Origin of the sequence: Paracoccus sp. SY (genome assembly GCF_002901215.1) — a bacterium.
Classification (GTDB): Bacteria; Pseudomonadota; Alphaproteobacteria; order Rhodobacterales; family Rhodobacteraceae; genus Paracoccus; species Paracoccus acridae.
In genome coordinates this window covers 1-21,093 of the sequence record NZ_NWMQ01000032.1, presented here as the reverse complement: position 1 = coordinate 21,093, position 21,093 = coordinate 1, and the positions used below count along the sequence as shown (strand labels likewise).

Below are 21,093 nucleotides of genomic sequence, written 5' to 3'. Positions count from 1 at the left end.
CAGCGCATGTGTCAAAACTCGATCCCCGCCTGAGCCTTGATTCCCTGTCGGAAGGGATGCTTCACAACTGTCATTTCCGTCACCAGATCGGCGATCTCGATCAGGTCAGGCTTGGCATTGCGGCCCGTGAGCAGAACATGGGTCATCTCGGGCTTCTCGGACCGGAGGAAGTCCACGACCTCGGCGATGTCGAGATAGTCATAGCGCAAGGCGATGTTGATCTCGTCCAGAAGAACCATCCGGTTGCGTTCGTCCCGGATCAGGTCTTTCGCCTTGGCCCAGGCACGGGCGGCGGCGGCACGATCACGCTCCAGGTCCTGGGTTTCCCAGGTAAAGCCTTCACCCATGGTATGGAACTCGCAAAGGATGGGGAAATGGGTCAGCAGGAGATCCCGCTCACCCGTCGCCATCGCGCCCTTGATGAACTGAACGACCGCCACCGGCATCCCATGCGAGATCGCCCGCATCACCATGCCGAAGGCCGAGGACGATTTGCCTTTTCCCGGGCCTGTCAGCACCAGGATCAGGCCCTTCTCGCCGGTCTTCTCTGCCATCATCCGGTCGCGGGCCGCCTTGATCCGGGCCTTCTTCTCGGCATGGCGCGCGGCCTCATTGGGGACTGTTCCTGTCGGCATGGCTCCCTTTCTCTTGACAAGCGAGGCGGTCTCGTGGCTTCCCTCGTGCATCGTTGGTTCTCGCACAGCGCGAGCTAAGAGGGAATGCGATAGCTGGTTTCCAGCAAAGCGCAGCCGCCCCCGCGACCGTGACCGGAGAGGTCACCCGGATGCCACTGGGCCGAACAGCCTGGGAAGGTCGGGTGACCGTCGGGGAAAATCCCCGTCATCCGCAAGCCGGGAGACCTGCCAGCGTGCGGTGCGAGATTTCGCATTCGCATTGTGTTGCGGTCGGGGTGAACCGTGTGCAAGCCATGACGGCGGCCATCAGGCTTTCGCATGTCCTGCGCGCAAATCCTTGCTCCCGCGTCCATTGGCTTGCCGGGAGGGCAGATGGCCAAGATGAATGCGCTGACGGTCTGCATCACCTGCAGGCGCGACGGCACCGATCCGCAGGGCCCGCGTGACGGGGCGCGGCTGTCCGATGCGCTTTCCGCGCGCGGCGTGCCTCATGACCGACAGGAATGTTTTTCGGCCTGCGAGCGCTCCTGCGTTGTCGTGTTCCGTGGACCTGGCCGCTGGACCTATGTGCAGGGGGGACTGGATCCTGACCTGCATCCGGACGACGTGGCCGAGATGGCCCGCGCCTATGCCGCGACGCCAGATGGCATCGTGCCCTGGCGCTCCCGTCCCGAAGTGATCCGCAAGAACACCATTGCCCGCATTCCCCCGATCGAGGTCTGAAATGTCACTTGAAAAAACCCCCGTCACCATCGTCACCGGATTTCTGGGGGCTGGCAAGACGACGCTGATCCGCCATCTGCTGCAGAACCCCGAGGGGCGCCGGTTGGCGGTGCTGGTCAACGAGTTCGGAGATGTCGGTGTGGATGGCGACCTGATCCGCGCCTGCGCCGATGCCAACTGCCCCGAGGCGAACATCGTCGAGCTGACCAACGGCTGCATCTGCTGCACCGTCGCCGATGAGTTCATCCCGTCCATCGAGCGGCTTCTGGCGCTCGACCCCAAACCCGACCATATCGTGATCGAGACTTCGGGGCTGGCCCTGCCCAAGCCTCTGCTCAAGGCCTTCGACTGGCCGGACCTGCGCTCGCGCATCACCATCGACGGCGTGGTTGCCGTGGCCGATGCCGAGGCCGTAGCGGCAGGCCGCTTTGCCCCCGATCCGGCGCATCCCGGCGACGCAAGCGAGCTTGATCACGAGACACCGTTGTCCGAGGTGTTCGAAGACCAGATCGCCTGTGCGGATATCGTGCTGCTTTCCAAGGCTGACCTGGCTGGCGAGGCGGGTCTTGCTGCTGCCCGCGAGATCATCACGGCCGAGGCACCGCGTCCGCTGCCCATGGTGGCCCTGACGGAGGGCGTGATTGATCCCCGAGTGGTTCTGGGGATCAACGCGGCGGCCGAGAACGATCTGGCCGCACGTCCTTCGCACCACGAGGGCGAGGAGGAGCATGACCATGACGACTTTGACACGGTGGTGATCGACCTGCCCGAACAGGCGGATCCCAAGGCATTGGCCAGCAAGATCGCGACACTGGCCGAAGTGCAGAAGGTCCTTCGGGTCAAGGGCCATGTCGCAGTCGAGGGTAAGCCGCTGCGGCTTCTGGTTCAGGCCGTAGGTGCGCGTGTGCGCCACCAGTTCGACCGTCCGTGGGGGGATCAGCCCCGACACGGACGCCTTGTCGTGATTGCGCAAAAAGGAGACGTCGACCCCGTTGCCATCCGGTCTGCGCTAGCCTGATGCACGTCCTCTTCCGCGAAAGCCACGGGTTGGATGAGACCGCCCAGCCGGAGGATCTGGGGCAATCGCCTGCGGATCTGGTGGTGCTGTCCTTTTCGGACAGCGACCTCGGAGCTTTCGCGGCAGGCTGGCGGCGTGGCAGGGACCAGCTGCCCACCCTGCGTCTGGCCAATCTCTCGCGCCTCCGCCATCCGCTGTCCGTCGACACCTATGCCGAGCGCACCCTGCCGGCGGCCAAAGGCATTCTGGTGCGCCTGATCGGTGGCAGAAGCTATTGGCCCTACGGCGTGGACGAGCTTTCCCGCATGGCGCGCGAGAAGGGGATCGCGCTGGCCTTCCTGCCGGCAGACGGCCAGCCGGACCCTGTGCTCGACGAGGCTTCGACGCTGCCCGTTTCCACCCTGCGGCACCTGACGAAGCTGTGCGAGGCCGGGGGCGAACTTGCCGCTCATGATGCATTGGCCCTGCTCACCTCGGCCGCGGGGCTGGAGACGGCGCCGCCGCATGGCGCTACGATGCTGCCGAACCATGGCTTCTGGCACCCCGAACCAGGGCCCATCAAAGAGTTTCAACGGGATGATCGCCCTCTGGTCCTCATTCCCTTCTATCGCGCTTGGGCGGCTGCCTCCGACACTGCCTCGATCAACGCACTGATCCGCGCCTTCGAGGCTCGGGATGTGCAGGCCGTGGGACTTTTCCTTCCCAGCCTCAAGGACGCAGCTGCGGCCGATTGGCTGCGGGCCATGCTGCCCCGGCTCGCACCCGCAGCCATCGTCAACGCCACCGCCTTTGCGGGGCGGGCAGGGGATGCGTCGCCCCTCGATGCCCCGGGCGTGCCTGTCTTCCAGGTCATTCACGCGACCTCTGATCGTGCCGCATGGGAGGGGTCGGAACGCGGCCTTTCCGCCGCCGATCTTGCAATGCATGTCGCGCTGCCTGAACTGGACGGACGCATCAATGCGGGCGTCATCTCCTTCAAGGACATGACGGACACCGACCCGGCGCTACAATTCGGGCTTCAGCGTCACAGCCCGGATGCGGAACGGATTGATGCGGTCGTTACCAGGGTGATGAACTGGCGGCGTCTGCAGGAACTGGCATCGTCCGAACGCCGCGTGGCGCTTATCCTGTCTACCTATCCCGGCAAGGAATGGCGGATGGCCCATGCGGTCGGGCTTGACGCCCTGGCGTCGGCGGCGGCCATTGCGCGGCAGCTTGGCCTTGAAATAACGTCCGAAACCATCCTTCGTGACCTGAAGGCCACGCGGCTTCGCTGGTCCTTGACGGCCTATGAAGATGCGCTGTCCTCTCTTTCCGAATGCCTGCGCGGGAACCTTGAAGAAGCGCACGGCAAGATGGCTGCAGAACCGGAGTTCCAAGCCTTTTGGGCCGGCAACCTGCTTCTGGCCTTGCAGCCTGAGCGGGGCAAGGCCGCCACACGAGAGGCCGATTACCACGACCTGTCACATGTGCCAGGTCACGATTACCTGTCCTACTACCTCTGGCTCAAGCATGGTGCCAAAATCGATGCGATCATCCATGTTGGCGCGCATGGCACGCTGGAATGGCTGCCGGGCAAGGCTGCGGCCCTGTCGCGGGACTGCTGGCCCGAGGCGCTGACCAGCGGCGTGCCCGTGCTTTACCCCTTCATCGTCAATGATCCTGGGGAGGCCGCGCAGGCCCGGCGCAGGCTGGGCGCGCTGACGCTGGGCCATCTTCCGCCGCCACTCGTCAGCTCCGGGATGCCCGAAAGGCTGCTGAGGCTGGAAAGCCTGCTGGACGAATATTCAACCGCCGATGGGTTGGACCCGGCCCGCCGTCTGAGGTTGATCACGCTAATCCGGGCCGAGGCGCGCGAGCATGATCTCGAGGCTGAACTTGGGATCAAGACCGGTGCCTCAGCCGCCGAGGCGATCACCGCCATCGACCGCTTCGTTTGCGATCTCAAGGAAAGCCAGTTTGGCGACGGCCTGCATGTCTGGGGGGAAGGCACCCCCGACGAGAAGGGCAGGGCGCAGGGCGATCCGATGTCCCTTGCGTCGGAACGCGCGGCGATCCACGCGGCGCTTGCAGGGCAGCGTATAGCGGCCGGTCCTTCTGGCTCGCCCTATCGGGGACGGCTTGACGTGCTTCCGACGGGGCGCAATCTCTATGGGGTTGATCCGCGTGCGGTGCCCTCGCGCGCGGCATGGCCCCAGGGCGTCCGGCTGGCCGAGGAACTCGTGCGCCGTCATCTGCAGGATCACGGCGACTATCCCCAGGGTCTGGTCGTGAACCTGTGGGGCTCGGCCACGATGCGGACGGCAGGCGAGGATTTCGCCATGGCGCTGCACCTTGCCGGACTCATGCCGATCTGGGATGCGGCCTCCGAGCGCGTCACAGGCTTCGAGGTCACGCCGCTGGCATTGATGGACCGACCGCGGATCGAGGTGACGCTGCGGGTATCGGGCCTTTTCCGCGACACGTTCCCGGACCTCGTCGTGCTGTTCCAGCAAGGCTGCGCGGCACTTGCCGCACGGGACGAGGCCGAGGACATGAACCCCTATGTCGCAGCAGCCCCTGGCTCGCATGTCTTCGCTCCTGCACCGGGCCGCTTCGGCACCGGCATCACCGACGACATGACCGCCGAGGCGGCAGGAAGGGCATGGCTGGAGACTTCAGCCTTTGGTCACGACGGCACGCCCGACCGCGCGGTGCTCGAGGCGCGGCTCAGGGCGGCTGATGGCTTCGTGCTGTCGCAGGACCTCCCCGAGACTGATCTTCTTTTGGCGATGGACTACGCGGCGCATGAAGCCGGGTTCGCCGCAGCCCGCGCTGCCCTGGGACTGGGGCCGACCGCGCTTTACCATCTGGACGCAACGCGCCCCGACACGCCCCGCGCGCGGCTTCTTCCCGAGGAAATCGCCCGCGTTGTCCGGGCCCGTGCCACCAATCCCCGGTGGCTGGCGGGAATGATGCGCCACGGCTTCCGAGGCGCGGCCGAGATCGCGGCCACGCTGGAGCACATGGCGGCCTTTGCCCGGATGGCGCATGCCGTTCCCGAGCATCTTTTCGCACTTTACCATGAAGCAACCCTCGGCTCGGCCGAGGTACGGGATTTCCTCGCGGAGGAGAATCCGGGTGCCCTGGCGGCGATGCAGGCAATCTTTGCCGAGTTCGGGATCGGGCACGACCTGCGCCGCAACTCTGTCGCGAGGCTTCCCACATGACCCGCAAAGGCTGGTGCCCCGGCGCGCTTCGCCCGATGCCGGCAGGCGATGGCCTGCTGCTGCGGGTCCGTCCGCATTGTTCGCGCCTCGATCCGGACCAAGGGACCGGACTGGTCAGGATTTCCGAGTCTTTCGGCAATGGGCAACTTGATCTCGGATCGAGAGCGACGTTGCAGTTGAGAGGCGTCCGCGAAGGCAGCCTGCCCGAGGTGCATCGCCGGCTGCAGGCGCTTGACCTGCTGGATCCCGATCCTCGGGTTGAAGCGAGGCGCAACATCATGACGACGCCTTTCTGGCGTGAGGGAGATGGAACCCTGGAGCTTGTCCGCAGACTTGAGGAGGCGTTGCTGAACGCCCCCGATCTGCCGCCCAAGTTTGGCTTTGCTATCGACACGGGGGAATGCCCGGCACTGCAGGATGCCTCGGCGGATATCCGGATCGAACGCGCCGGGAAAGATCTGCTGCTGCGTGCCGATGGAATGGCCCGGGGCGAACGCGTCGAGCCGCAGGCGGCCATGGCACGCATCCTCGAATTGCTGAACTGGTTTGCCTCCTGCGGGCAGGCCCGGATGGCGAAGGCAGTGGCCGCAGGCATTGTTCCCGCCCTCCACGCGGATGCGGCACCCGACCCGCAGGCACCCCTGGACGAGATCCTGCGTGCTGCTCCGCTTCTGTTCGCGCCCTTCGGGGCAGTGACCTCGCAGATCCTGGCCGAACTCACGGGCAGCGCCCTGCGACTGACGCCTTGGCGGGCGGTTCTGCCCGAACGTCATGCGCGCAGCGAGCTGTGGCTGACCGATCCCAGCCATCCGCTGCTGCGCGTCAGTGCCTGTATCGGCGCGCCGGGCTGCGCCTCGAGCAGCGTCGAGACCCGCGCCCTGGCGCGAGACCTCGCCGCCATTGTGCCAGAAGGGCGGCATCTGCATGTGTCGGGCTGTGGAAAGGGCTGCGCCCATCCCGCGCCGGCGCATGTCACCCTGACAGGGCGCGAGGGGCGCTTCGACCTGGTCCTCAATGGTCCCGCAGGGGGAAAGCCCGCTCTGTGCGGACTGACCGGAATAGACATTCCAGATATGATGAGAGGCCATCTTGGCTCATAGCTATGAAACTGATGGCGCGGCCATCTACCGCGCATCTTTCGCCACCATCCGCGCCGAGGCGGACCTGGCCCGCTTTTCGCCGGAGGAGGAGGTTGTCGCAGTCCGCATGATCCATGCTGCGGGCATGGTGGAGCTGGCGTCCCTGATCCGCTTTTCCCCCGGTTTCGCCCGGGCGGCGCGTCAGGCGTTGCAGGAGGGCGCGCCCATTCTCTGCGATGTGCGCATGGTGTCAGAAGGGGTGACCCGGGCGCGTCTGCCTGCGGACAATCAGGTCATCTGCACCCTGCAGGATCCGCGCGTGCCTGCCCTTGCGCTTGAGTTGGGCAATACACGCTCGGCGGCGGCCATCGAGCTGTGGCGACCGCATCTGCAGGGCGCGGTCGTGGCCATCGGCAATGCGCCGACTGCCTTGTTCCACCTTCTCAACCGGCTGGCCGAGCCGGACTTTCCCCGTCCGGCCGCCATCATCGGCTGCCCTGTGGGTTTCGTTGGCGCGGCGGAGTCCAAGGCCGCGCTGATCCAGGACAACCCCGTGCCGTGGTGCGTCGTCGAGGGGCGTCCGGGCGGCTCGGCCATGACGGTGGCTGCGGTCAACGCGCTCGCCTCGGCGCGGGAGTAGGCATGACCGGCAAGATCATATGCATCGGCCTCGGTCCCGGCGACCCCGAGCTGATGAGCGTCAAGGCCCATCGCTATCTGACACGTGCGCGGCGCGTGGCATTCTTCCGCAAGGCGGGCGCCATGGGCGTGGCGCGCAGGCTTGTCGAGGGGCTCCTTCCGTCACAGGCGGTCGAGATCGCGATGGAGTATCCCGTAACCACCGAGATCCCCGTTTCGGACCCGCGCTACAACGCCGCGCTTGCAGGTTTTTACGAGCATTGGACGGCTGAGCTTCTGCGACAGTCCGAGGATGAGGACGTGGTCGTGCTGTGCGAGGGAGATCCCTTCTTCTACGGTTCGTTCATGCATCTTTATGCCCGCCTGCCGCGCGAGCGTGTGGAGGTGGTGCCGGGCATTCCCGGCATGGCCGGTTGCTGGACCGCCACGGGCCTTCCGATCACCTGGGGAGATGACATCCTTACGGTTCTGCCCGCGACCTTGCCTGAAGGCGAACTGGCGCGGCGTATCCGCGACACCGATGCCTTGGTTGTCATGAAGATCGGCCGCAACCTGCCACGCCTGCGCGCAGCTCTGCAGGCTGCGGGCAGGGCGGATCAGGCATGGCTGGTCGAGCACGGCACCATGGCCGAGGAGCGGGTTCGCATGTTGTCGGAAGTCGAAGGGCCGGTGCCCTACTTTTCGATCGTGCTGGTTCATGGACAAGGACGCAGGCCGTGACGGGCTCTCTTGTTATCGCCGGTCTTGGTCCCGGCGCCGAGGGGATGGTCACGCCCGAGGTTTTGGAGGCGCTGGATCGGGCAACCGACGTCATCGGCTATATTCCCTATGTGTCCCGCATTTCCCCGCGCGACGGCCTGCGCCTGCATCCTTCCGACAACCGGGTCGAGCTTGACCGCGCCCGGCACGCGCTGGAGCTTGCGGCACAAGGAAACCACGCCGTGATCGTATCATCGGGCGATCCCGGTGTCTTTGCCATGGCCTCGGCGGTCTTCGAGGCCGTCGAGAGCGGCCCCGCCCCTTGGCGGGACCTGGACATCCGCGTCCTGCCAGGCATCACAGCCATGCTGGCTGCCGCTGCCGCAGCCGGCGCGCCCTTGGGTCATGACTTCTGCGCCATCAACCTGTCGGACAACCTAAAGCCCTTTGATCTGGTGCTCAGGCGGGTGCACCTGGCGTTGGAGGCCGACTTCGTGATGGCCTTCTACAATCCGCGTTCGGCCTCGCGCCCGCATCAGTTCGCATCTCTGCTGGATCTGCTGAATGACCAGGTCGAACCTGACCGCCTGATGATCTTCGCCCGTGCGGTCACGACCCCCCAGCAAGAGATTCATGTGGTGCCTCTTCAAGAGGCGCGCCCCGAGATGGCGGACATGCGCACGTTGGTCATCCTCGGCTCGTCAGCCACGCGCCGCATCGGGCGTTTCGTCTATACGCCGAGGCGGGCATGAAGCCAGTCCATGATCTCGGCCACGGTCCGGCGCAGGGGGCGGTCGGGCAGTTCCGGCCGGTCAATCATGATGACCGGGACGGCGAGTGCCCGGGCAGCAAGGATTTTCGCCTCGGCTCCAGCCCCGCCCGCGTTCTTGGCGACCAGCAGTTCGGTGCCATGCGCGCGCATCAGCTCCATGTCGTTCTCAACCCTGAAGGGGCCGCGCGCGACGATCACTTCGGCGTCCGGCAGGGGAAAGTCTGCGGCGGGCGCATCGACCGTCCGGGTCAAGAAACGATGCTGCCCGAGATGGGCAAAGCTGGCGAGATGCTGTCGCCCGATCGCCAGGAACACCCGTTTGGCGGGACCGTCCAACTGGGCCACGGCTCCTTCGATGTCCGGGACACGGGTCCAGTCGTCGCCCGCCTGGGCCATCCAGGGCGCCCGCTCAAGCGCGCAGAGCGGCATCCCGGCGGCGGCACAGGCGAGCGCGGCGTTGCGGCTGATCCGGGCGGCAAAGGGATGGGTCGCATCCACCACCTGACCGATGCCGTTCACCCTCAGGAAGGCGGCAAGCCCGTCGGTCCCGCCGAAGCCGCCGCTGCGGATGGGCACCGGCTGCGAACGGGGGCTTGCCACCCGTCCGGCATAAGACAGAATCGCGGGCAGGCCCGCATCGGCCACGGCCTGCGCAAGGTGGCTCGCCTCGGTGGTGCCGCCCAGGATGAGGGTGGGCGGAATGGCTGAGTGGCTATCGATCATCGGCATTGGGGAAAATGGCCTGAAGGATCTGTCCGAGGCAAGCCGTGATGCGCTGGAACGGGCCGAAGTCGTCTTCGGCAGTCCGCGCCACCTGGCGATGGTGGACCATCCCTCCAAATCCCCTTGGCCCGTCCCGTTTTCGCTGGTGCCCCTGCTGACGTTGCGCGGCAAGCGGGTGGTCGCGCTGGTTTCCGGTGATCCCTTCTGGCACGGCGCGGGCGGCAGCCTTGCGCAGGAACTGCAACCCGGGGAATGGCGCGCCTATCCCGCCCTCTCTGTGCAGTCCCTGGCCGCCGCGAGCCTCGGCTGGCGCCTGGAGGAGGTTCTGTGCCTCGGCCTCCACGCCGCACCGGTCGAGAAGCTGCGCCGACACTTATCCGACGGTGCAAGGCTGATCGTCACCCTGAGGGATGGATCAGCGCCCGCATCCTTGGCGGGTTACCTGACCTCGCTCGGCTTTGGCGCCTCCACGCTGCACGTGCTGGAACATCTGGGTGGCCCCAGAGAGCGTGTCCGCCGATATCTCGCCCAGGAGGCGCTGCCGCAATGCGAGAACCTTGTCGCCTGTGCCGTCGAGGTCCGGGGTGGGAAGGGATTACCGCATTCCTCGGGTCTGGAGGATGATCTTTTCGATCATGATGGCCAGATAACAAAGCGCCCGGTGCGCGCCCTGGCTCTTTCCGCGCTTGCGCCCCATCCCGGCGAACTGCTGTGGGATCTTGGCACAGGCAGCGGCTCGGTGGGGATCGAGTGGCTTCTGTCCCATCCCCGCAACCGCGCCATCGGGGTTGAGCGCGACCCGATCCGCGCGGCAAGGGCGCGTGCCAACGCCCGCTCCCTCGGGGTGCCGCATTTCGAGATACGTGAGGGTCGAGCGCTGGCGCTTCTGCCGAGCCTTCCCGCGCCCGATGCCGTCTTCATCGGCGGCGGTCTGGACGCTCCGCTGCTCGACGCCTTGTGGGCAATCCTTCCCGCCAATACCCGCATCGTCGCCCATGGCGTCACGCTGGAAACCGAAAGCCTGCTTGCCGGTGCGCAAGCGCGGCTGAGGGGCACGCTTCTTCGGATCGAGCTGTCGCAAGCGGCGCCACTGGGCAGCAGGCGCGGTTGGAAGGCCAGCTATCCGGTGGTGCAATGGAGCGTCACACGTTGAGAGTGGTCGGACTTGGTCTGCGTGCAGCAGCCACCCCTGAAGGCGTGCAGGACCTGTTCCGGCAGTTGCAGGTCATGCCCCCGCTGACGCTTGCCGTGCCTGCCTTTCGGCAAGCCCATCCTCTCGTGGCAGGCCTGCAGGCGGCCGGCTTCAGGCTCGTCCTGATCCCCGAGGAGATGCTGCTGGGCGTCAGCACTCCTACCCGCAGTCCTCGCATCCTGGCTCGCTTCGGGACCGGCAGCCTTGCCGAGGCTTGCGCCATTATCGCTGCCGGCCCCGGTGCGCGCCTTGTCGAGCCGCGTGTGATTTCGGCCGACGGATGCGTCACTGCCGCCCTTGCCCAGTCCGAAAGGCCCGTTCCATGACCGTTCACTTCATCGGCGCAGGCCCCGGCGCGCCTGACCTTCTTACCCTGCGGGGGCGGGACCTGATCGCGGCCTCGCCCGTCTGTCTTTACGCCGGTTCCCTGATCCCCGAGGAGATGCTGCGGCACTGCCCCCAGGGGGCGCGGATCATCAACACCGCGTCCATGAGCCTCGACGGCATCATGGCCGAGATTGCCGCCGCCCACGCCCAGGCCTTGGACGTGGCGCGCCTGCACTCGGGCGACCTGTCGGTCTGGTCTGCCATGGGCGAGCAGTTGCGCCGACTGCGGGAGCTTGGCATCCCCTATGACATCACGCCGGGCGTCCCTTCCTTCGCGGCAGGCGCCGCCGCCCTGGGGGCGGAACTGACCCTGCCGGGCATTGCCCAGAGCGTGGTGCTGACCCGGATCTCTGGCCGCGCCTCGCCTATGCCCCCGACCGAGACGCTGGCCACCTTCGGAGCCACGGGTGCGACACTGGCCATCCATCTTTCCATCCACCGGCTGGAGGAGGTCGCCGCTGAACTCGGTGCGTATTATGGCGTCGACTGTCCTGCCGCCGTTGTCTGGCGGGCGAGCTGGCCGGACCAGCGGATTGTGCGGGGAACGCTCCGCTCCATCGCCGCCGACGTGGGCGAGACGATGGAGCGGACTGCCCTGATCCTCGTGGGTCGCGCTTTGGCGGCTGAAGGCTTCCACGAGAGCCGGCTCTACGCCGCCGATTATGACCGCCGTTTCCGTGCGGGCCGTGCCGATGCGGTTAAGGGATGAGCCGGGCCACGATCCCCGGGCTGATCGTCTCGGCCCCCCGCTCGGGCGCGGGCAAGACCACAGTGATGCTGGGCTTGCTGCGCTGTCTTGCCGAGGACGGGGTGAAGGTTCGCCCCTACAAGTGCGGTCCCGACTATATCGACCCCGCCTTCCATCGCGCCGCCTGCGGCGAGGATTCCCGCAATCTCGACAGTTGGGCGATGGACCCAGGGTTGCTGGCCGACCAGCTGGGGCTGCCGGGCGAGATGGCGGTCGCCGAGGGTTCGATGGGGCTGTTTGACGGGGTGGCCCGGGCAGGGGCCACGGGCAATGGATCAACGGCGGATATCGCCGCGGTGACAGGCTGGCCGGTGGTGGTGGTCATGGACGTGTCCGGCCATGCCCAAACCGTCGCGGCGCTGTCGCTGGGACTGCGGCATTTCCGCCAGGACGTGCAGGTCGCAGGTGTCATCCTCAACCGGGTCGCCTCGCCTCGGCACGAACGGCTGTGCCGTTTGGCCCTGGACAACGCCGGCATACCGGTATTCGGGGCGTTGCCTCGACGTGGCGATCTGACGCTGCCCGAACGTCACCTCGGGCTTGTCCAGGCGGTCGAGCATCCGGACCTTGATGCGGCGATCGCCGGCTATGCCGGCTTCCTGCGCGCGCATGTCGATCTTGTGGCTCTTCGCACACTGGTGGCAGGCGGCAAACCCCTGCAGCCGCCAAGACGCATCCGCCCCCCAGCCCAGCGGATCGCCCTTGCGCGCGACGAGGCGTTTTCGTTTGCCTATCCCCATCTTGTCGCTGCCTGGCAGGACGCGGGGGCCGAGATCCTGCCATTTTCTCCGTTGGCCAACGAGCCCCCACCGGATGCCGATTGCTGCTGGCTGCCGGGGGGCTATCCGGAGCTTCACGCGAGCCGCCTGGCCGGGGCGCAGGTCTTTCTTGCCGGCTTGAGACGGTTTGCGGAGAGCGGGCCGGTTCACGGGGAATGCGGCGGATACATGGTCCTGGGGGAAGCCCTGACGGATGAAGGGGGACAGATCCACCGGATGGCGGGGCTGCTGGGTCTGGAAACGAGCTATGCGAGCCGCCGAATGCATTTGGGATACCGACAGGCGAGGCTCCTTTCCCCCCTGCCAGGCCAGGGCCGCGGCCAGAGGCTGCTTGGCCATGAATTCCACTATTCCACCATCCTCGCGCAGCCCGATGCGCCCTTGGCCGAGGTCTTCGATGCGGAAGGCAATGCTGTCCCGGAAACAGGCTCTCGTCGGGGAAACGTCACCGGCACCTTCTTTCACCTGATCTCGGAGGCGTCATGAGAGCGGCGGGCTTTGTCAGCTTCGTGTCCTCGGGCCCAGGCGATCCCGAGCTTCTGACCGTCAAGGCCATGAAGCGCCTGCAGGCGGCTGAGGTCGTGCTTTACGATGACCTTTCCTCGGGGCCGATCCTCGAACTCGCCGCGAGGAACGCCGAGTTGATCCCGGTCGGCAAGCGCGCAGGCCGGGCTTCAGCCCGGCAGGATGACATCAACCGCCTGCTGGTGGTTCACGCGGCGGCGGGCGCCCGCGTGGTGCGGCTGAAATCCGGCGATGCGGGCATGTTCGGGCGTCTGGAGGAAGAGGTCGCGGCTCTTGACACCGCTACGATTGGCTACGAGGTCATTCCTGGCGTGACGGCTCCGGCTGCGGCCGCTGCAGCTGCGGGCATCCCGCTGACCCGGCGCCTGACCGCGCGACGGGTGCAGTTCGTGACCGGGCATGATGTTACCGGTGGTCTGCCTGGCGATCTGAACTGGGCCGCACTGGCCGACCCGCATGCGGTAACGGCCGTCTACATGGCGCGCGCCACCTTTCCGGCCTTTGCTGCCCATCTGATTGCGCATGGACTTCCGGCAGAAACTCCGGCGATCTTGGCGGCCGGCGTGTCCACCCCTGCGGAGGCGCTGCACCGGGCGACGATCGGCAAGCTGGTCGATCTTTGCCGCGCGAAGACGCGTTCGATAGCCCCAACGCTGATCCTCTACGGCGCGCTTGCGGAGGAAGTCTCGCGGCGCAGCAGGTAGATGTCCATGATCCAGCCCCGCCGTTCCCGTGTCTCGGCACGGGCCTCGACGATGCGCGGGCCGGCTTCTGACAGCGCCCCCTGGTCGAGGATTTCACCTTCCATGCCCAGATAGGCGCCCCACCAGATTGAGACCCCAGCCGGATCGAGCGTGGTGAACGAACATTCGCCGTCGAGCATGACCACAAGCGTATCGATGCCCTCGGGCCAGCCATGCTCGCGCAGGTGCCTGCCGGTGGTCACTAGGAACGGCTCGGCCAGGCGGTTGAGCGGGATGGCATGGGATGCGGCAAGCACCTGCAGCGACGTCAGGCCTGGCACGACCTTCAGCTCTAGCGGACAGGCCTTCCTGATCCGCTCGGCAACGCGCAGCGTGCTGTCGAACAAGGCCGGGTCACCCCAGACGAGCAGCACGATCTTCCGCGCTTCAGGATAAGGGGCCAGCGCATCAAGCCAAGCTTGCGCGATGGCATCATGCCAGAGTTTGACCCGGGTCTTGTAGTCGGGCACTGCGGGATCTCGCTCGGGCATGGCAAAGGACAGAACCCTGACGCCGTCATCCTCGACGCAACCGGCGACGATCGTGCGGCGCAGGTCCGCGAGCTCCTGCTTGCCTTCGCCCTTCTCGGGGATCAGCAGGAGGTCAGCCGCCCGGATCGCCTCGACCGCCTGCAGGGTCAGATGGTCCGGCTTGCCGGTCCCGATGCCGACGAGTGTCAGTTCCATGGCAAGGCTCCTCAGGGCTTCCGGCACGGCCTAGTGGGAAATGTCTCCCGCTTGCAAGAGCAGGGTCGCGCAGCACGCCTTGGGAGGGCTGCAGAGCAGCCTTGACAGCCGGAGCGTGCTCGGCGCAGAACGGACGCGTCGTGGTGCCGCGAGAGCGGCTTAATATGGGAACCGGGTGCGCCTCTTGCAGGCAAATCCCGGACTGCCCCCGCAACTGTAAGCGGTGAGCGACGGTCAATTTGCCACTGTGTCTTCGGGCATGGGAAGGCTGGCCGGAGCGATGATCCGCAAGTCAGGAGACCTGCCTCGACGATCACCCATCCGCGGCGCGGGGTGCGTCCGAGGAGCGGCAATTCCGCAGCGGTGACAATGAAACCGTCTGCGGGTGCATCCCCACAGGCAGATTGTCATGCGGCCCATCGGGCCAATCGGGGAGGGAACCATGCGGTTCTCGTCGCTATCCATTCTGGCCATCGCTGCGGTGGTGCCAGCCATGTCCACCAATGCCCAGGATCCGGTCATCTTGGACGAAATCATCATCTCGAGCTCAAGCCGATTGCGCGCCATCTTGCAAATGACGGTGTGATTGGCGGCGGCCAAGCCAGAAATACCACGGGATAGAATGTTCATGGGATCGATCATCCTTGTCACAGGTGGTGCCCGGTCAGGCAAGAGCGCGATCGCGGAGAGCCGGACACTCTCGCTTGGCGAGGCTGCGATCTATATCGCCACCGCGCAGCCCTTCGATTCAGAAATGGAAGATCGGATCGCCACCCATAAGGCGCGGCGAGGCGCGGCCTGGCGCACTCATGCGGAACCCCTGGATCTTTGCGCTGCGCTGTCGTTGACGGAGGGGGCTCCCCGTTTGGTCGACTGCCTGACCTTGTGGCTGTCGAACCTGATCCTGGCTGGGCGCGACTGGCGCCCCGAGGCTGCCCGGCTGGTCGAGACGCTTGGCGCGCAGGTTGCGCCCGTAGTGCTGGTCACCAACGAGGTCGGCGCGGGGATTGTGCCTGAGAACCGGCTTTCCCGGATCTTCCGGGACGCTGCGGGGACGCTGAACCAGCAGGTCGCGCAGGTCGCAGACGAGGTCATCCTGGCCGTGTGCGGCCTTCCCATGAAAGTGAAATGATGCAGCTGGAAACCCTGGCCCAGATCGTCGGTCTCGCCGACACCCTGCCCGTCGCCGACGAACCCACCCGCGCCGCCGCCGCGCGCCGCCAAGACAGCCTGACCAAGCCGCCCGGCTCGCTGGGCCGGCTTGAGGAGATCGCGCTGTTCATGGCTGCCTGGCAGGGAAATGACCGGCCAAGGATCGCCAAGGCGCAGGCGCTTGTCTTCGCCGGAAACCACGGGATCTGCGCTCAAGGGGTCAACCCCTTCCCGCAGGAGGTCACCGCGCAGATGGTGGCGAACTTCGAGGCAGGCGGTGCGGCGATCAACCAGTTTTGCCGGGTGAATGGCGCCGATCTGTCGGTGATCGCGCTGGACCTCGAGCGTCCGACCGCCGACTTCACCGCTGGCCCGGCCATGACCGACGCCGAGACGCTGGATGCCTTGAACCGTGGCGCGGCCGCCGTCGATCCGCAAGCCGACATCCTGACCTTGGGCGAGATGGGCATCGGCAACTCGACTATTTCCGCGGCGCTCTGTGCTGCGCTGTTCGGGGGCGAGGTCGCAGACTGGGTTGGCCGGGGTACCGGCTCGGACGACGACGGCGTTCGGCGCAAGATCGATGCGATCGCGCGCGGGCTTGCGCGCCATCCGGGCCTTGCCCCGCTTGAAACCCTTTCGACCCTCGGCGGCCGCGAGCAGGCGGCGATCTGCGGGGCGGTTCTTGCCGCACGCGCAGCCCGTATTCCGGTGATCCTGGATGGTTTTATCTGCACCGCCGCCGTTGCGCCCCTGTTCGCGGCGGACCGGCGGCTTCTCGATCATTGCCTGGTCGGCCATGTCTCGGTCGAGCCGGGACACAGGAAGCTGCTGTCGGCCATGGGCAGGACGGCCATCCTCGATTTCGACATGCGGCTTGGCGAGGGGACGGGGGCGGTGTTGGCCCTTGGCGTCGTGCGCTCGGCGCTGGCCTGCCACAATGGTATGGCCACGTTCGCCGACGCCGGGATCAGCGGTGCATGAGGCAGCGCCTTGCCGAGATGCAGCTAGCGGTCATCCTGCTGACGCGCGTGCCGTTCGGACGCCTGCGCGACCCCGTCCCTAGGCTGGACGCGGCGGCCTGGGCATTTCCCCTGGCCGGCCTGCCGGTCGGTCTTATTGCAGCCGGGGTGATGGTGGCGGCTCTGGCGCTTGGGCTGTCCCCACCGGTCGCGGGCGGGCTTGCGCTTGCCGCCCAGGTTATCACGACCGGGGCGCTGCACGAGGACGGGTTCGCCGATCTCTGCGACGGCTTCTGGGGCGGCACCACGCGCGAGCGGCGGCTTGAGATCATGCGGGACAGCCGGATAGGCAGCTATGGGGCGGTCGGGCTGATCCTGTCGCTCGGGCTGCGTTGGCTGGGACTGGCGACGCTTGCCGAGCTTGAGGCCATCGGTGCTCTGATCGCCGTTGCGATGGCCAGCCGCGTGGCGCCGGCCGCGCTTATGGCATGGCTGCCGGCCGCACGCCCGGACGGGCTTGGAGCGCAGGGCAAGGGCGTTGGGACTGCAAGCGTTATCCTGGCAGCCCTGCTGGGGGGATTGCCAATGCTGCTTCTGCCGCAGGGCTGGACCGCGCTTGGCGTTGCGGCCTTTGCGGTAGCGACGTTGGCTGTGATCGCCTGGAGGAAGCTCCGCGGACAGACCGGCGATGTGCTGGGGGCAGGCCAGCAGGTCGCCGAGGCGGCGATGCTGCTCACGCTCGGCGCCCATGCGTGAACAGGACAATGAAACTGACGGGAGAGCCGTGGGCAGTGTCTGAACTTCGCCATGCCGAGATGTTCCTGATCCGCCATGCTCCGGTGGCAGGGGCCGGGCGCCTTGTCGGCCGCCTTGACCTGCCGGCGGATCTGTCGAACCAAGCGGGCTTTTCGGCATTGGCGGCCCGTATTCCGGAAGGCGCAATGCTGACCAGCTCGCCGGCCCGGCGCTGTCTGATGACCGCCGAGGCGTTGATGCCGGGACTGGCCGTGAGGACGAACGAAAGGTTGTGGGAGCAGGACTTCGGGGAATGGGAAGGCTTGGACCATACAGCAATCCCCGACCTTGGCACCCTGGCCCCCGAGGCTCTGGCCGATCACCGCCCCCCACAGGGCGAGAGCTTTCGGGACCTTTGCGCCCGGACAACCCCCGCCCTTCTGGATCTTGCCCGCGCAGGGGGCACACAGATCGTCATTGCCCATGCAGGCACCGTTCGGGCGGCGCTTGCCCTTGCCGTTGGGTCAGTTGCCGGCGCCCTTTCGTTCCATGTGGCGCCCCTGTCGCTGACCCGGTTCTACGTGGGACCGCACGGCCACTGGTCCGTTGCCGAGGTCAATTGGCAGCCATGAGGACCGTCAGCATCCGCGGCCATTTCGGGGAATATGTGCAGGGCAGGCTGGGGCCGAACGGCGCGCTCGGCCTGATCACGGTTCCCTGCTCGAGGACCGGACTGCGGGCGGAACTCCGCTACAGGGGCGGGCAGGAGGCCAATCCACTTTCCGGATTCCTGCAGGCCTTAGGGCTTGCCGGACAGGGAGAGGTGGTCGTCTCGACACTATCCCCTCCAGGGGCCGGCACAGGCATCTCGACCGCCCGGCTGGTCGCGGCGGCCCTGCTTCATGGCTGGCAGGGGCCGGCAGGGCGCCTCATGGCGGCCTGCGTGGCTGAAGAAGGGGCTTCGGATCCGCTTGCCTTCACCCATCCCGAACGACTGCTCTGGGCCTCCCGCGAGGGCCGCATCCTGCAGCAACTGCCTGCACTACCTGCCCACGAGATCGTCGGTGGCTATTTCGGTCTGCCCCGTTCCACCGATCCCGCCGACATGGATTTTCCGGATGTCTCGGATATCGTCGCGGACTGGGAGCGAGCCAACAGGCTGCACACCTTTGCCGAGCTAGCCTCTGAAAGCGCCCGGCGCTGCCTGAGGATGCGGGGACCGGCGGGCGATCCAACGGAAGGACTGGCCCGCCACCTTGGGGCGGCGGGTTTTCTTATGGCGCATACCGGCTCAGCCCGCGGCCTGATCTTCCCGAAGGGCGAGGTTCCGCCTGACGCGGCCTCTGCGCTCGAGGCTGCCGGGGTTGTCGGCATTCTGAAGTTCGGCAGTGATGATCGCTGAGTTCCCCGCGATGATGCTGGTGGCGCTTGCCCTTGACCGGCTGATCGGCTGGCCGGACTGGCTTTATGCGCGGATCGGCCATCCGGTGACATGGGCGGGGCGGCTGATCGTCTCGCTTGACGCAAGGCTGAACCAGTCCGCTCTGCCCCAGAAACCGATGGGGGTGCTGGCCCTGATCCTCTGCATCGGCGCAGCCCTTCTGCCCTCTGCCGTCGCGCAAGCCCTGCTTTCCGGCAATGTCCTGAACATTCTCGTGGGCGGCTGTCTTGCCTGGCCCCTAGTCGCGATGCGCTCCCTGCAGGAGCACGTCGCGGCGGTTACAATGCCGCTGGTTGCGGGGGAACTGCCTGCCGCACGGCACGCCGTGTCGATGATCGTCGGACGCAATCCCGATGCTCTGGACGAGGCTGGCGTCGCCCGTGCCGCGCTTGAAAGCCTGGCCGAGAACAGCTCGGACGGCATCGTCGCACCGGTCTTCTGGGGCGCGATGGCCGGGCTGCCGGGCATAGCAGTTTACAAGATGATCAACACGCTGGATTCGATGATCGGCCATCGCAGTCCGCGCTATCTGCAGTTCGGCTGGGCTTCGGCCCGACTGGACGACCTGGTCAACCTGATCCCTGCACGGGCTACCGGAGCGCTGTTCGCCTTGGCCTGTGGCAATCCCCTCCGCGCAGGCCGGGTCATGATGCGTGACGCAAGCCGGCACCGTTCGCCGAATGCCGGCTGGCCCGAGGGTGCTATGGCCGGAGCACTGGGCGTTCGGCTGTCCGGCCCCCGGATCTACGACGGCCATGTCGCCCCTGAGCCTTGGCTCAACGAGGGGGCGCCGGATCCTTCGCCTGCCTCGGTGACGCTGGGGCTCGGGCTCTACAGGCGGGCCATGCTTCTGCTGGCAGCTGGACTGATGCTCTGGTCGCTGCTTCCCATCATCACCGGAGCATCCTGATGCGCGACCATGGCGGAAACCTTGACGAAGCACAGGCAAGATGGGGGCAGGGGGACTGGGTCGACCTTTCCACCGGTATCAACCGCCAGCCCTACCCGGTGTCCCGAGTTTCCCCTGGGGCATGGACCAACCTGCCCACGGCAAGCGCGATGGCCGCCCTCATGGAGGCCGCCGCCACGGCCTTCGGCACCGCCGCCCCGGGGCTGGCGATGGCAGGCGCGCAGGCGGCGGTCCAGATGATCCCCTTGCTGGAAAGGCCCGGCCTCGCCCGCGTGCTCGCCCCGACCTATAACGAGCACGCGGCCTGCCTGCGGCAGGCGGGCTGGCATGTCGAGGAGGTGGCTCGGCTGGAAGACCTGTCCGGCGCCGATCTTGCCGTCGTCGTAAATCCCAACAACCCGGACGGACGGATCTGCCGCAAGGAGAGCCTCCTCACCCTGTCGGTCGGAAGGCTGGTCGTCGATGAAAGCTTCGTGGATCCGGACCCGGCGGAAAGCCTTGTGGCCAAAGCTTCCGACCGTCTGCTGGTTCTGCGGTCGTTCGGCAAGTTCTGGGGGCTTGCCGGGCTGCGGCTTGGCTTTGTTTACGGGGGCGCAGATGTGATCCGGCGAATGTCCGCGCTCGCTGGCCCTTGGCCGGTCTCAGGTCCTGCGCTCGAAATCGGACGCATGGCGCTTGGTGACCGGGACTGGCGTGACAGGACTGTCAGGCGTCTTTCCGGTGAAGCCGAAAGGCTCGATCGCCTGGCTGCAAGCGCCGGTTGGATCCAAGCCGGCGGCACCCTTCTGTTCCGCCTTTATGACACCCCCAATGCGCAACAGGCGCAGGACGCCCTCGCCTGCCACTACATCTGGACGCGCCGCTTTTCATATTCCGAAAGATGGCTCCGCCTGGGGCTGCCGGGAAACGAAGGCGAATGGCAGCGGGTGGCCGCAGCTCTGGGCACCTGATGCCGATGACGCGCACTTGCCGTAGTGGTTGGCCAGGATGTCGTTCTGCTGCAAGATGGGATAGTAATCGGGCTGGTGTGATGCCCTGTATGGATATCTTGACGACCCCGGAGTCTTTGGGGACTGAAAGAATACTCCATAACACCCGATATGGCTGGTGGGTCATGTAGAGACCATTTGGAATTGTCGCGAACTGGCAAAGTTGATTTGTCGCCCTTGCCCTGCTGCCGGAGCCTTGCGCGCAGGATGTGACACAAGGGCATCGGCATGGGACTTCTCCTGATCAGCGAACGCGAGCTTCAGCGGATCGAGGTTGTGGCGCAGGTTCTGGACGGCAGCTTGCGGTCAGCGACAGCTGCCAGTCTGCTTGGCCTCAGTCAGCGGCA

The 21,093-nt window shown here is 66.4% G+C and carries 23 protein-coding genes and 2 riboswitches; of the genes, 20 read left to right on the top strand and 3 right to left on the bottom strand.

The window, feature by feature from the left end; genetic code table 11:
- Positions 1-11: 11 nt before the first annotated feature.
- Positions 12-635 (bottom strand): cob(I)yrinic acid a,c-diamide adenosyltransferase, encoded by a 624-nt coding sequence (cobO, locus tag CK944_RS17145; protein ID WP_103174297.1) that lies wholly within the window; start codon positions 633-635, stop codon positions 12-14.
- A 37-nt stretch (positions 636-672) separates the two neighbouring features.
- Positions 673-883: riboswitch (cobalamin riboswitch) on the top strand.
- A gap of 124 nt (positions 884-1,007) precedes the next feature.
- Here cobO and CK944_RS17140 point away from each other — a divergent pair.
- From CK944_RS17140 to cobJ, 7 genes are read left to right on the top strand one after another with little or no spacing between them, the layout of a single operon-like run.
- Positions 1,008-1,358 (top strand): DUF1636 domain-containing protein, encoded by a 351-nt coding sequence (locus CK944_RS17140; protein ID WP_103174296.1) that lies wholly within the window; start codon positions 1,008-1,010, stop codon positions 1,356-1,358.
- Between the two features lies 1 nt (position 1,359).
- The gene (cobW, locus tag CK944_RS17135; protein WP_103174295.1) at positions 1,360-2,376 is read left to right on the top strand and encodes a cobalamin biosynthesis protein CobW; all 1,017 of its coding nucleotides are present in this window, start codon (positions 1,360-1,362) and stop codon (positions 2,374-2,376) included.
- Complete coding sequence (gene cobN / locus CK944_RS17130; RefSeq protein WP_103174294.1) at positions 2,376-5,585, top strand: cobaltochelatase subunit CobN; 3,210 nt, start codon at positions 2,376-2,378, stop codon at positions 5,583-5,585. The genes cobW and cobN overlap by 1 nt, the downstream gene beginning before the upstream one ends.
- Entirely contained in the window at positions 5,582-6,685 is a 1,104-nt protein-coding gene (locus tag CK944_RS17125) for a hypothetical protein (RefSeq protein ID WP_103174293.1), read from the top strand. The genes cobN and CK944_RS17125 overlap by 4 nt, the downstream gene beginning before the upstream one ends.
- Positions 6,675-7,304, top strand: coding sequence for a precorrin-8X methylmutase (locus CK944_RS17120; RefSeq protein WP_103174292.1), 630 nt, complete (start codon positions 6,675-6,677; stop codon positions 7,302-7,304). The genes CK944_RS17125 and CK944_RS17120 overlap by 11 nt, the downstream gene beginning before the upstream one ends.
- Positions 7,305-7,306: 2 nt before the next feature.
- The gene (gene cobI / locus CK944_RS17115; protein WP_103174291.1) at positions 7,307-8,023 is read left to right on the top strand and encodes a precorrin-2 C(20)-methyltransferase; all 717 of its coding nucleotides are present in this window, start codon (positions 7,307-7,309) and stop codon (positions 8,021-8,023) included.
- Entirely contained in the window at positions 8,020-8,754 is a 735-nt protein-coding gene (cobJ, locus tag CK944_RS17110) for a precorrin-3B C(17)-methyltransferase (protein WP_103174290.1), read from the top strand. Before cobI ends, cobJ begins: the two co-directional genes overlap by 4 nt.
- On the opposite strand, the gene CK944_RS17105 is transcribed toward cobJ, so the two are convergent.
- Positions 8,733-9,497: a cobalt-precorrin-6A reductase gene (locus tag CK944_RS17105; protein WP_103174289.1), complete on the bottom strand. Its 765-nt coding sequence runs from the start codon at positions 9,495-9,497 to the stop codon at positions 8,733-8,735. The genes cobJ and CK944_RS17105 overlap by 22 nt on opposite strands.
- Between CK944_RS17105 and cbiE the strand changes: the two genes are divergently transcribed.
- From cbiE to cobA, 5 genes are read left to right on the top strand one after another with little or no spacing between them, the layout of a single operon-like run.
- Positions 9,475-10,650, top strand: a complete 1,176-nt coding sequence (cbiE, locus tag CK944_RS17100; protein ID WP_103174312.1) for a precorrin-6y C5,15-methyltransferase (decarboxylating) subunit CbiE — start codon at positions 9,475-9,477, stop codon at positions 10,648-10,650. The genes CK944_RS17105 and cbiE overlap by 23 nt on opposite strands.
- Positions 10,632-11,015 (top strand): cobalamin biosynthesis protein, encoded by a 384-nt coding sequence (locus tag CK944_RS17095; RefSeq protein WP_103174288.1) that lies wholly within the window; start codon positions 10,632-10,634, stop codon positions 11,013-11,015. Before cbiE ends, CK944_RS17095 begins: the two co-directional genes overlap by 19 nt.
- Entirely contained in the window at positions 11,012-11,785 is a 774-nt protein-coding gene (gene cobM / locus CK944_RS17090) for a precorrin-4 C(11)-methyltransferase (RefSeq protein WP_103174287.1), read from the top strand. The genes CK944_RS17095 and cobM overlap by 4 nt, the downstream gene beginning before the upstream one ends.
- The gene (locus CK944_RS17085; protein ID WP_103174286.1) at positions 11,782-13,089 is read left to right on the top strand and encodes a cobyrinate a,c-diamide synthase; all 1,308 of its coding nucleotides are present in this window, start codon (positions 11,782-11,784) and stop codon (positions 13,087-13,089) included. The genes cobM and CK944_RS17085 overlap by 4 nt, the downstream gene beginning before the upstream one ends.
- A complete protein-coding gene (gene cobA, locus CK944_RS17080) occupies positions 13,086-13,832 on the top strand; it encodes a uroporphyrinogen-III C-methyltransferase (protein ID WP_103174285.1) in 747 nt (248 codons plus the stop codon). The genes CK944_RS17085 and cobA overlap by 4 nt, the downstream gene beginning before the upstream one ends.
- On the opposite strand, the gene cobF is transcribed toward cobA, so the two are convergent.
- Positions 13,790-14,557, bottom strand: coding sequence for a precorrin-6A synthase (deacetylating) (cobF, locus tag CK944_RS17075; protein WP_103174284.1), 768 nt, complete (start codon positions 14,555-14,557; stop codon positions 13,790-13,792). The two genes, cobA and cobF, sit on opposite strands and share 43 nt — an antisense overlap.
- Before the next feature lie 124 nt (positions 14,558-14,681).
- A riboswitch (cobalamin riboswitch) is annotated at positions 14,682-14,881 on the top strand.
- 85 nt (positions 14,882-14,966) lie between these two features.
- Here cobF and CK944_RS23295 point away from each other — a divergent pair.
- The 8 genes from CK944_RS23295 to CK944_RS17040 are packed head-to-tail and all read left to right on the top strand — an operon-like array spanning position 14,967 to position 20,707.
- The gene (locus CK944_RS23295; protein WP_158248036.1) at positions 14,967-15,143 is read left to right on the top strand and encodes a hypothetical protein; all 177 of its coding nucleotides are present in this window, start codon (positions 14,967-14,969) and stop codon (positions 15,141-15,143) included.
- A gap of 42 nt (positions 15,144-15,185) precedes the next feature.
- A complete protein-coding gene (cobU, locus tag CK944_RS17070; protein ID WP_103174311.1) occupies positions 15,186-15,689 on the top strand; it encodes a bifunctional adenosylcobinamide kinase/adenosylcobinamide-phosphate guanylyltransferase in 504 nt (167 codons plus the stop codon).
- On the top strand, positions 15,686-16,693 hold the full coding sequence (gene cobT / locus CK944_RS17065; protein ID WP_103174283.1) for a nicotinate-nucleotide--dimethylbenzimidazole phosphoribosyltransferase: 1,008 nt from the start codon (positions 15,686-15,688) through the stop codon (positions 16,691-16,693). Before cobU ends, cobT begins: the two co-directional genes overlap by 4 nt.
- Positions 16,690-17,427 (top strand): adenosylcobinamide-GDP ribazoletransferase, encoded by a 738-nt coding sequence (locus CK944_RS17060; protein ID WP_103174282.1) that lies wholly within the window; start codon positions 16,690-16,692, stop codon positions 17,425-17,427. The genes cobT and CK944_RS17060 overlap by 4 nt, the downstream gene beginning before the upstream one ends.
- Positions 17,428-17,462: 35 nt before the next feature.
- Positions 17,463-18,038, top strand: a complete 576-nt coding sequence (locus CK944_RS17055) for a histidine phosphatase family protein (RefSeq protein ID WP_229665266.1) — start codon at positions 17,463-17,465, stop codon at positions 18,036-18,038.
- 35 nt (positions 18,039-18,073) lie between these two features.
- Entirely contained in the window at positions 18,074-18,808 is a 735-nt protein-coding gene (locus CK944_RS17050; RefSeq protein WP_239986124.1) for a propanediol utilization protein, read from the top strand.
- Entirely contained in the window at positions 18,798-19,757 is a 960-nt protein-coding gene (cbiB, locus tag CK944_RS17045) for an adenosylcobinamide-phosphate synthase CbiB (RefSeq protein WP_229665265.1), read from the top strand. The genes CK944_RS17050 and cbiB overlap by 11 nt, the downstream gene beginning before the upstream one ends.
- On the top strand, positions 19,757-20,707 hold the full coding sequence (locus CK944_RS17040; protein WP_103174279.1) for a threonine-phosphate decarboxylase: 951 nt from the start codon (positions 19,757-19,759) through the stop codon (positions 20,705-20,707). The genes cbiB and CK944_RS17040 overlap by 1 nt, the downstream gene beginning before the upstream one ends.
- Positions 20,708-21,093 lie beyond the last annotated feature (386 nt).

Coding starts and splice junctions, on each gene's coding strand:
- cobO (WP_103174297.1), bottom strand. CDS start 635: ATGCCGACAGGAACAGTCCCCAATGAGGCCGCGCGCCATGCCGAGAAG.
- CK944_RS17140 (WP_103174296.1), top strand. CDS start 1,008: ATGGCCAAGATGAATGCGCTGACGGTCTGCATCACCTGCAGGCGCGAC.
- cobW (WP_103174295.1), top strand. CDS start 1,360: ATGTCACTTGAAAAAACCCCCGTCACCATCGTCACCGGATTTCTGGGG.
- cobN (WP_103174294.1), top strand. CDS start 2,376: ATGCACGTCCTCTTCCGCGAAAGCCACGGGTTGGATGAGACCGCCCAG.
- CK944_RS17125 (WP_103174293.1), top strand. CDS start 5,582: ATGACCCGCAAAGGCTGGTGCCCCGGCGCGCTTCGCCCGATGCCGGCA.
- cobI (WP_103174291.1), top strand. CDS start 7,307: ATGACCGGCAAGATCATATGCATCGGCCTCGGTCCCGGCGACCCCGAG.
- cbiE (WP_103174312.1), top strand. CDS start 9,475: ATGGCTGAGTGGCTATCGATCATCGGCATTGGGGAAAATGGCCTGAAG.
- CK944_RS17105 (WP_103174289.1), bottom strand. CDS start 9,497: ATGATCGATAGCCACTCAGCCATTCCGCCCACCCTCATCCTGGGCGGC.
- CK944_RS17095 (WP_103174288.1), top strand. CDS start 10,632: ATGGAGCGTCACACGTTGAGAGTGGTCGGACTTGGTCTGCGTGCAGCA.
- cobM (WP_103174287.1), top strand. CDS start 11,012: ATGACCGTTCACTTCATCGGCGCAGGCCCCGGCGCGCCTGACCTTCTT.
- CK944_RS17085 (WP_103174286.1), top strand. CDS start 11,782: ATGAGCCGGGCCACGATCCCCGGGCTGATCGTCTCGGCCCCCCGCTCG.
- cobA (WP_103174285.1), top strand. CDS start 13,086: ATGAGAGCGGCGGGCTTTGTCAGCTTCGTGTCCTCGGGCCCAGGCGAT.
- cobF (WP_103174284.1), bottom strand. CDS start 14,557: ATGGAACTGACACTCGTCGGCATCGGGACCGGCAAGCCGGACCATCTG.
- CK944_RS23295 (WP_158248036.1), top strand. CDS start 14,967: ATGCGGCCCATCGGGCCAATCGGGGAGGGAACCATGCGGTTCTCGTCG.
- cobU (WP_103174311.1), top strand. CDS start 15,186: ATGGGATCGATCATCCTTGTCACAGGTGGTGCCCGGTCAGGCAAGAGC.
- cobT (WP_103174283.1), top strand. CDS start 15,686: ATGATGCAGCTGGAAACCCTGGCCCAGATCGTCGGTCTCGCCGACACC.
- CK944_RS17060 (WP_103174282.1), top strand. CDS start 16,690: ATGAGGCAGCGCCTTGCCGAGATGCAGCTAGCGGTCATCCTGCTGACG.
- cbiB (WP_229665265.1), top strand. CDS start 18,798: ATGATCGCTGAGTTCCCCGCGATGATGCTGGTGGCGCTTGCCCTTGAC.
- CK944_RS17040 (WP_103174279.1), top strand. CDS start 19,757: ATGCGCGACCATGGCGGAAACCTTGACGAAGCACAGGCAAGATGGGGG.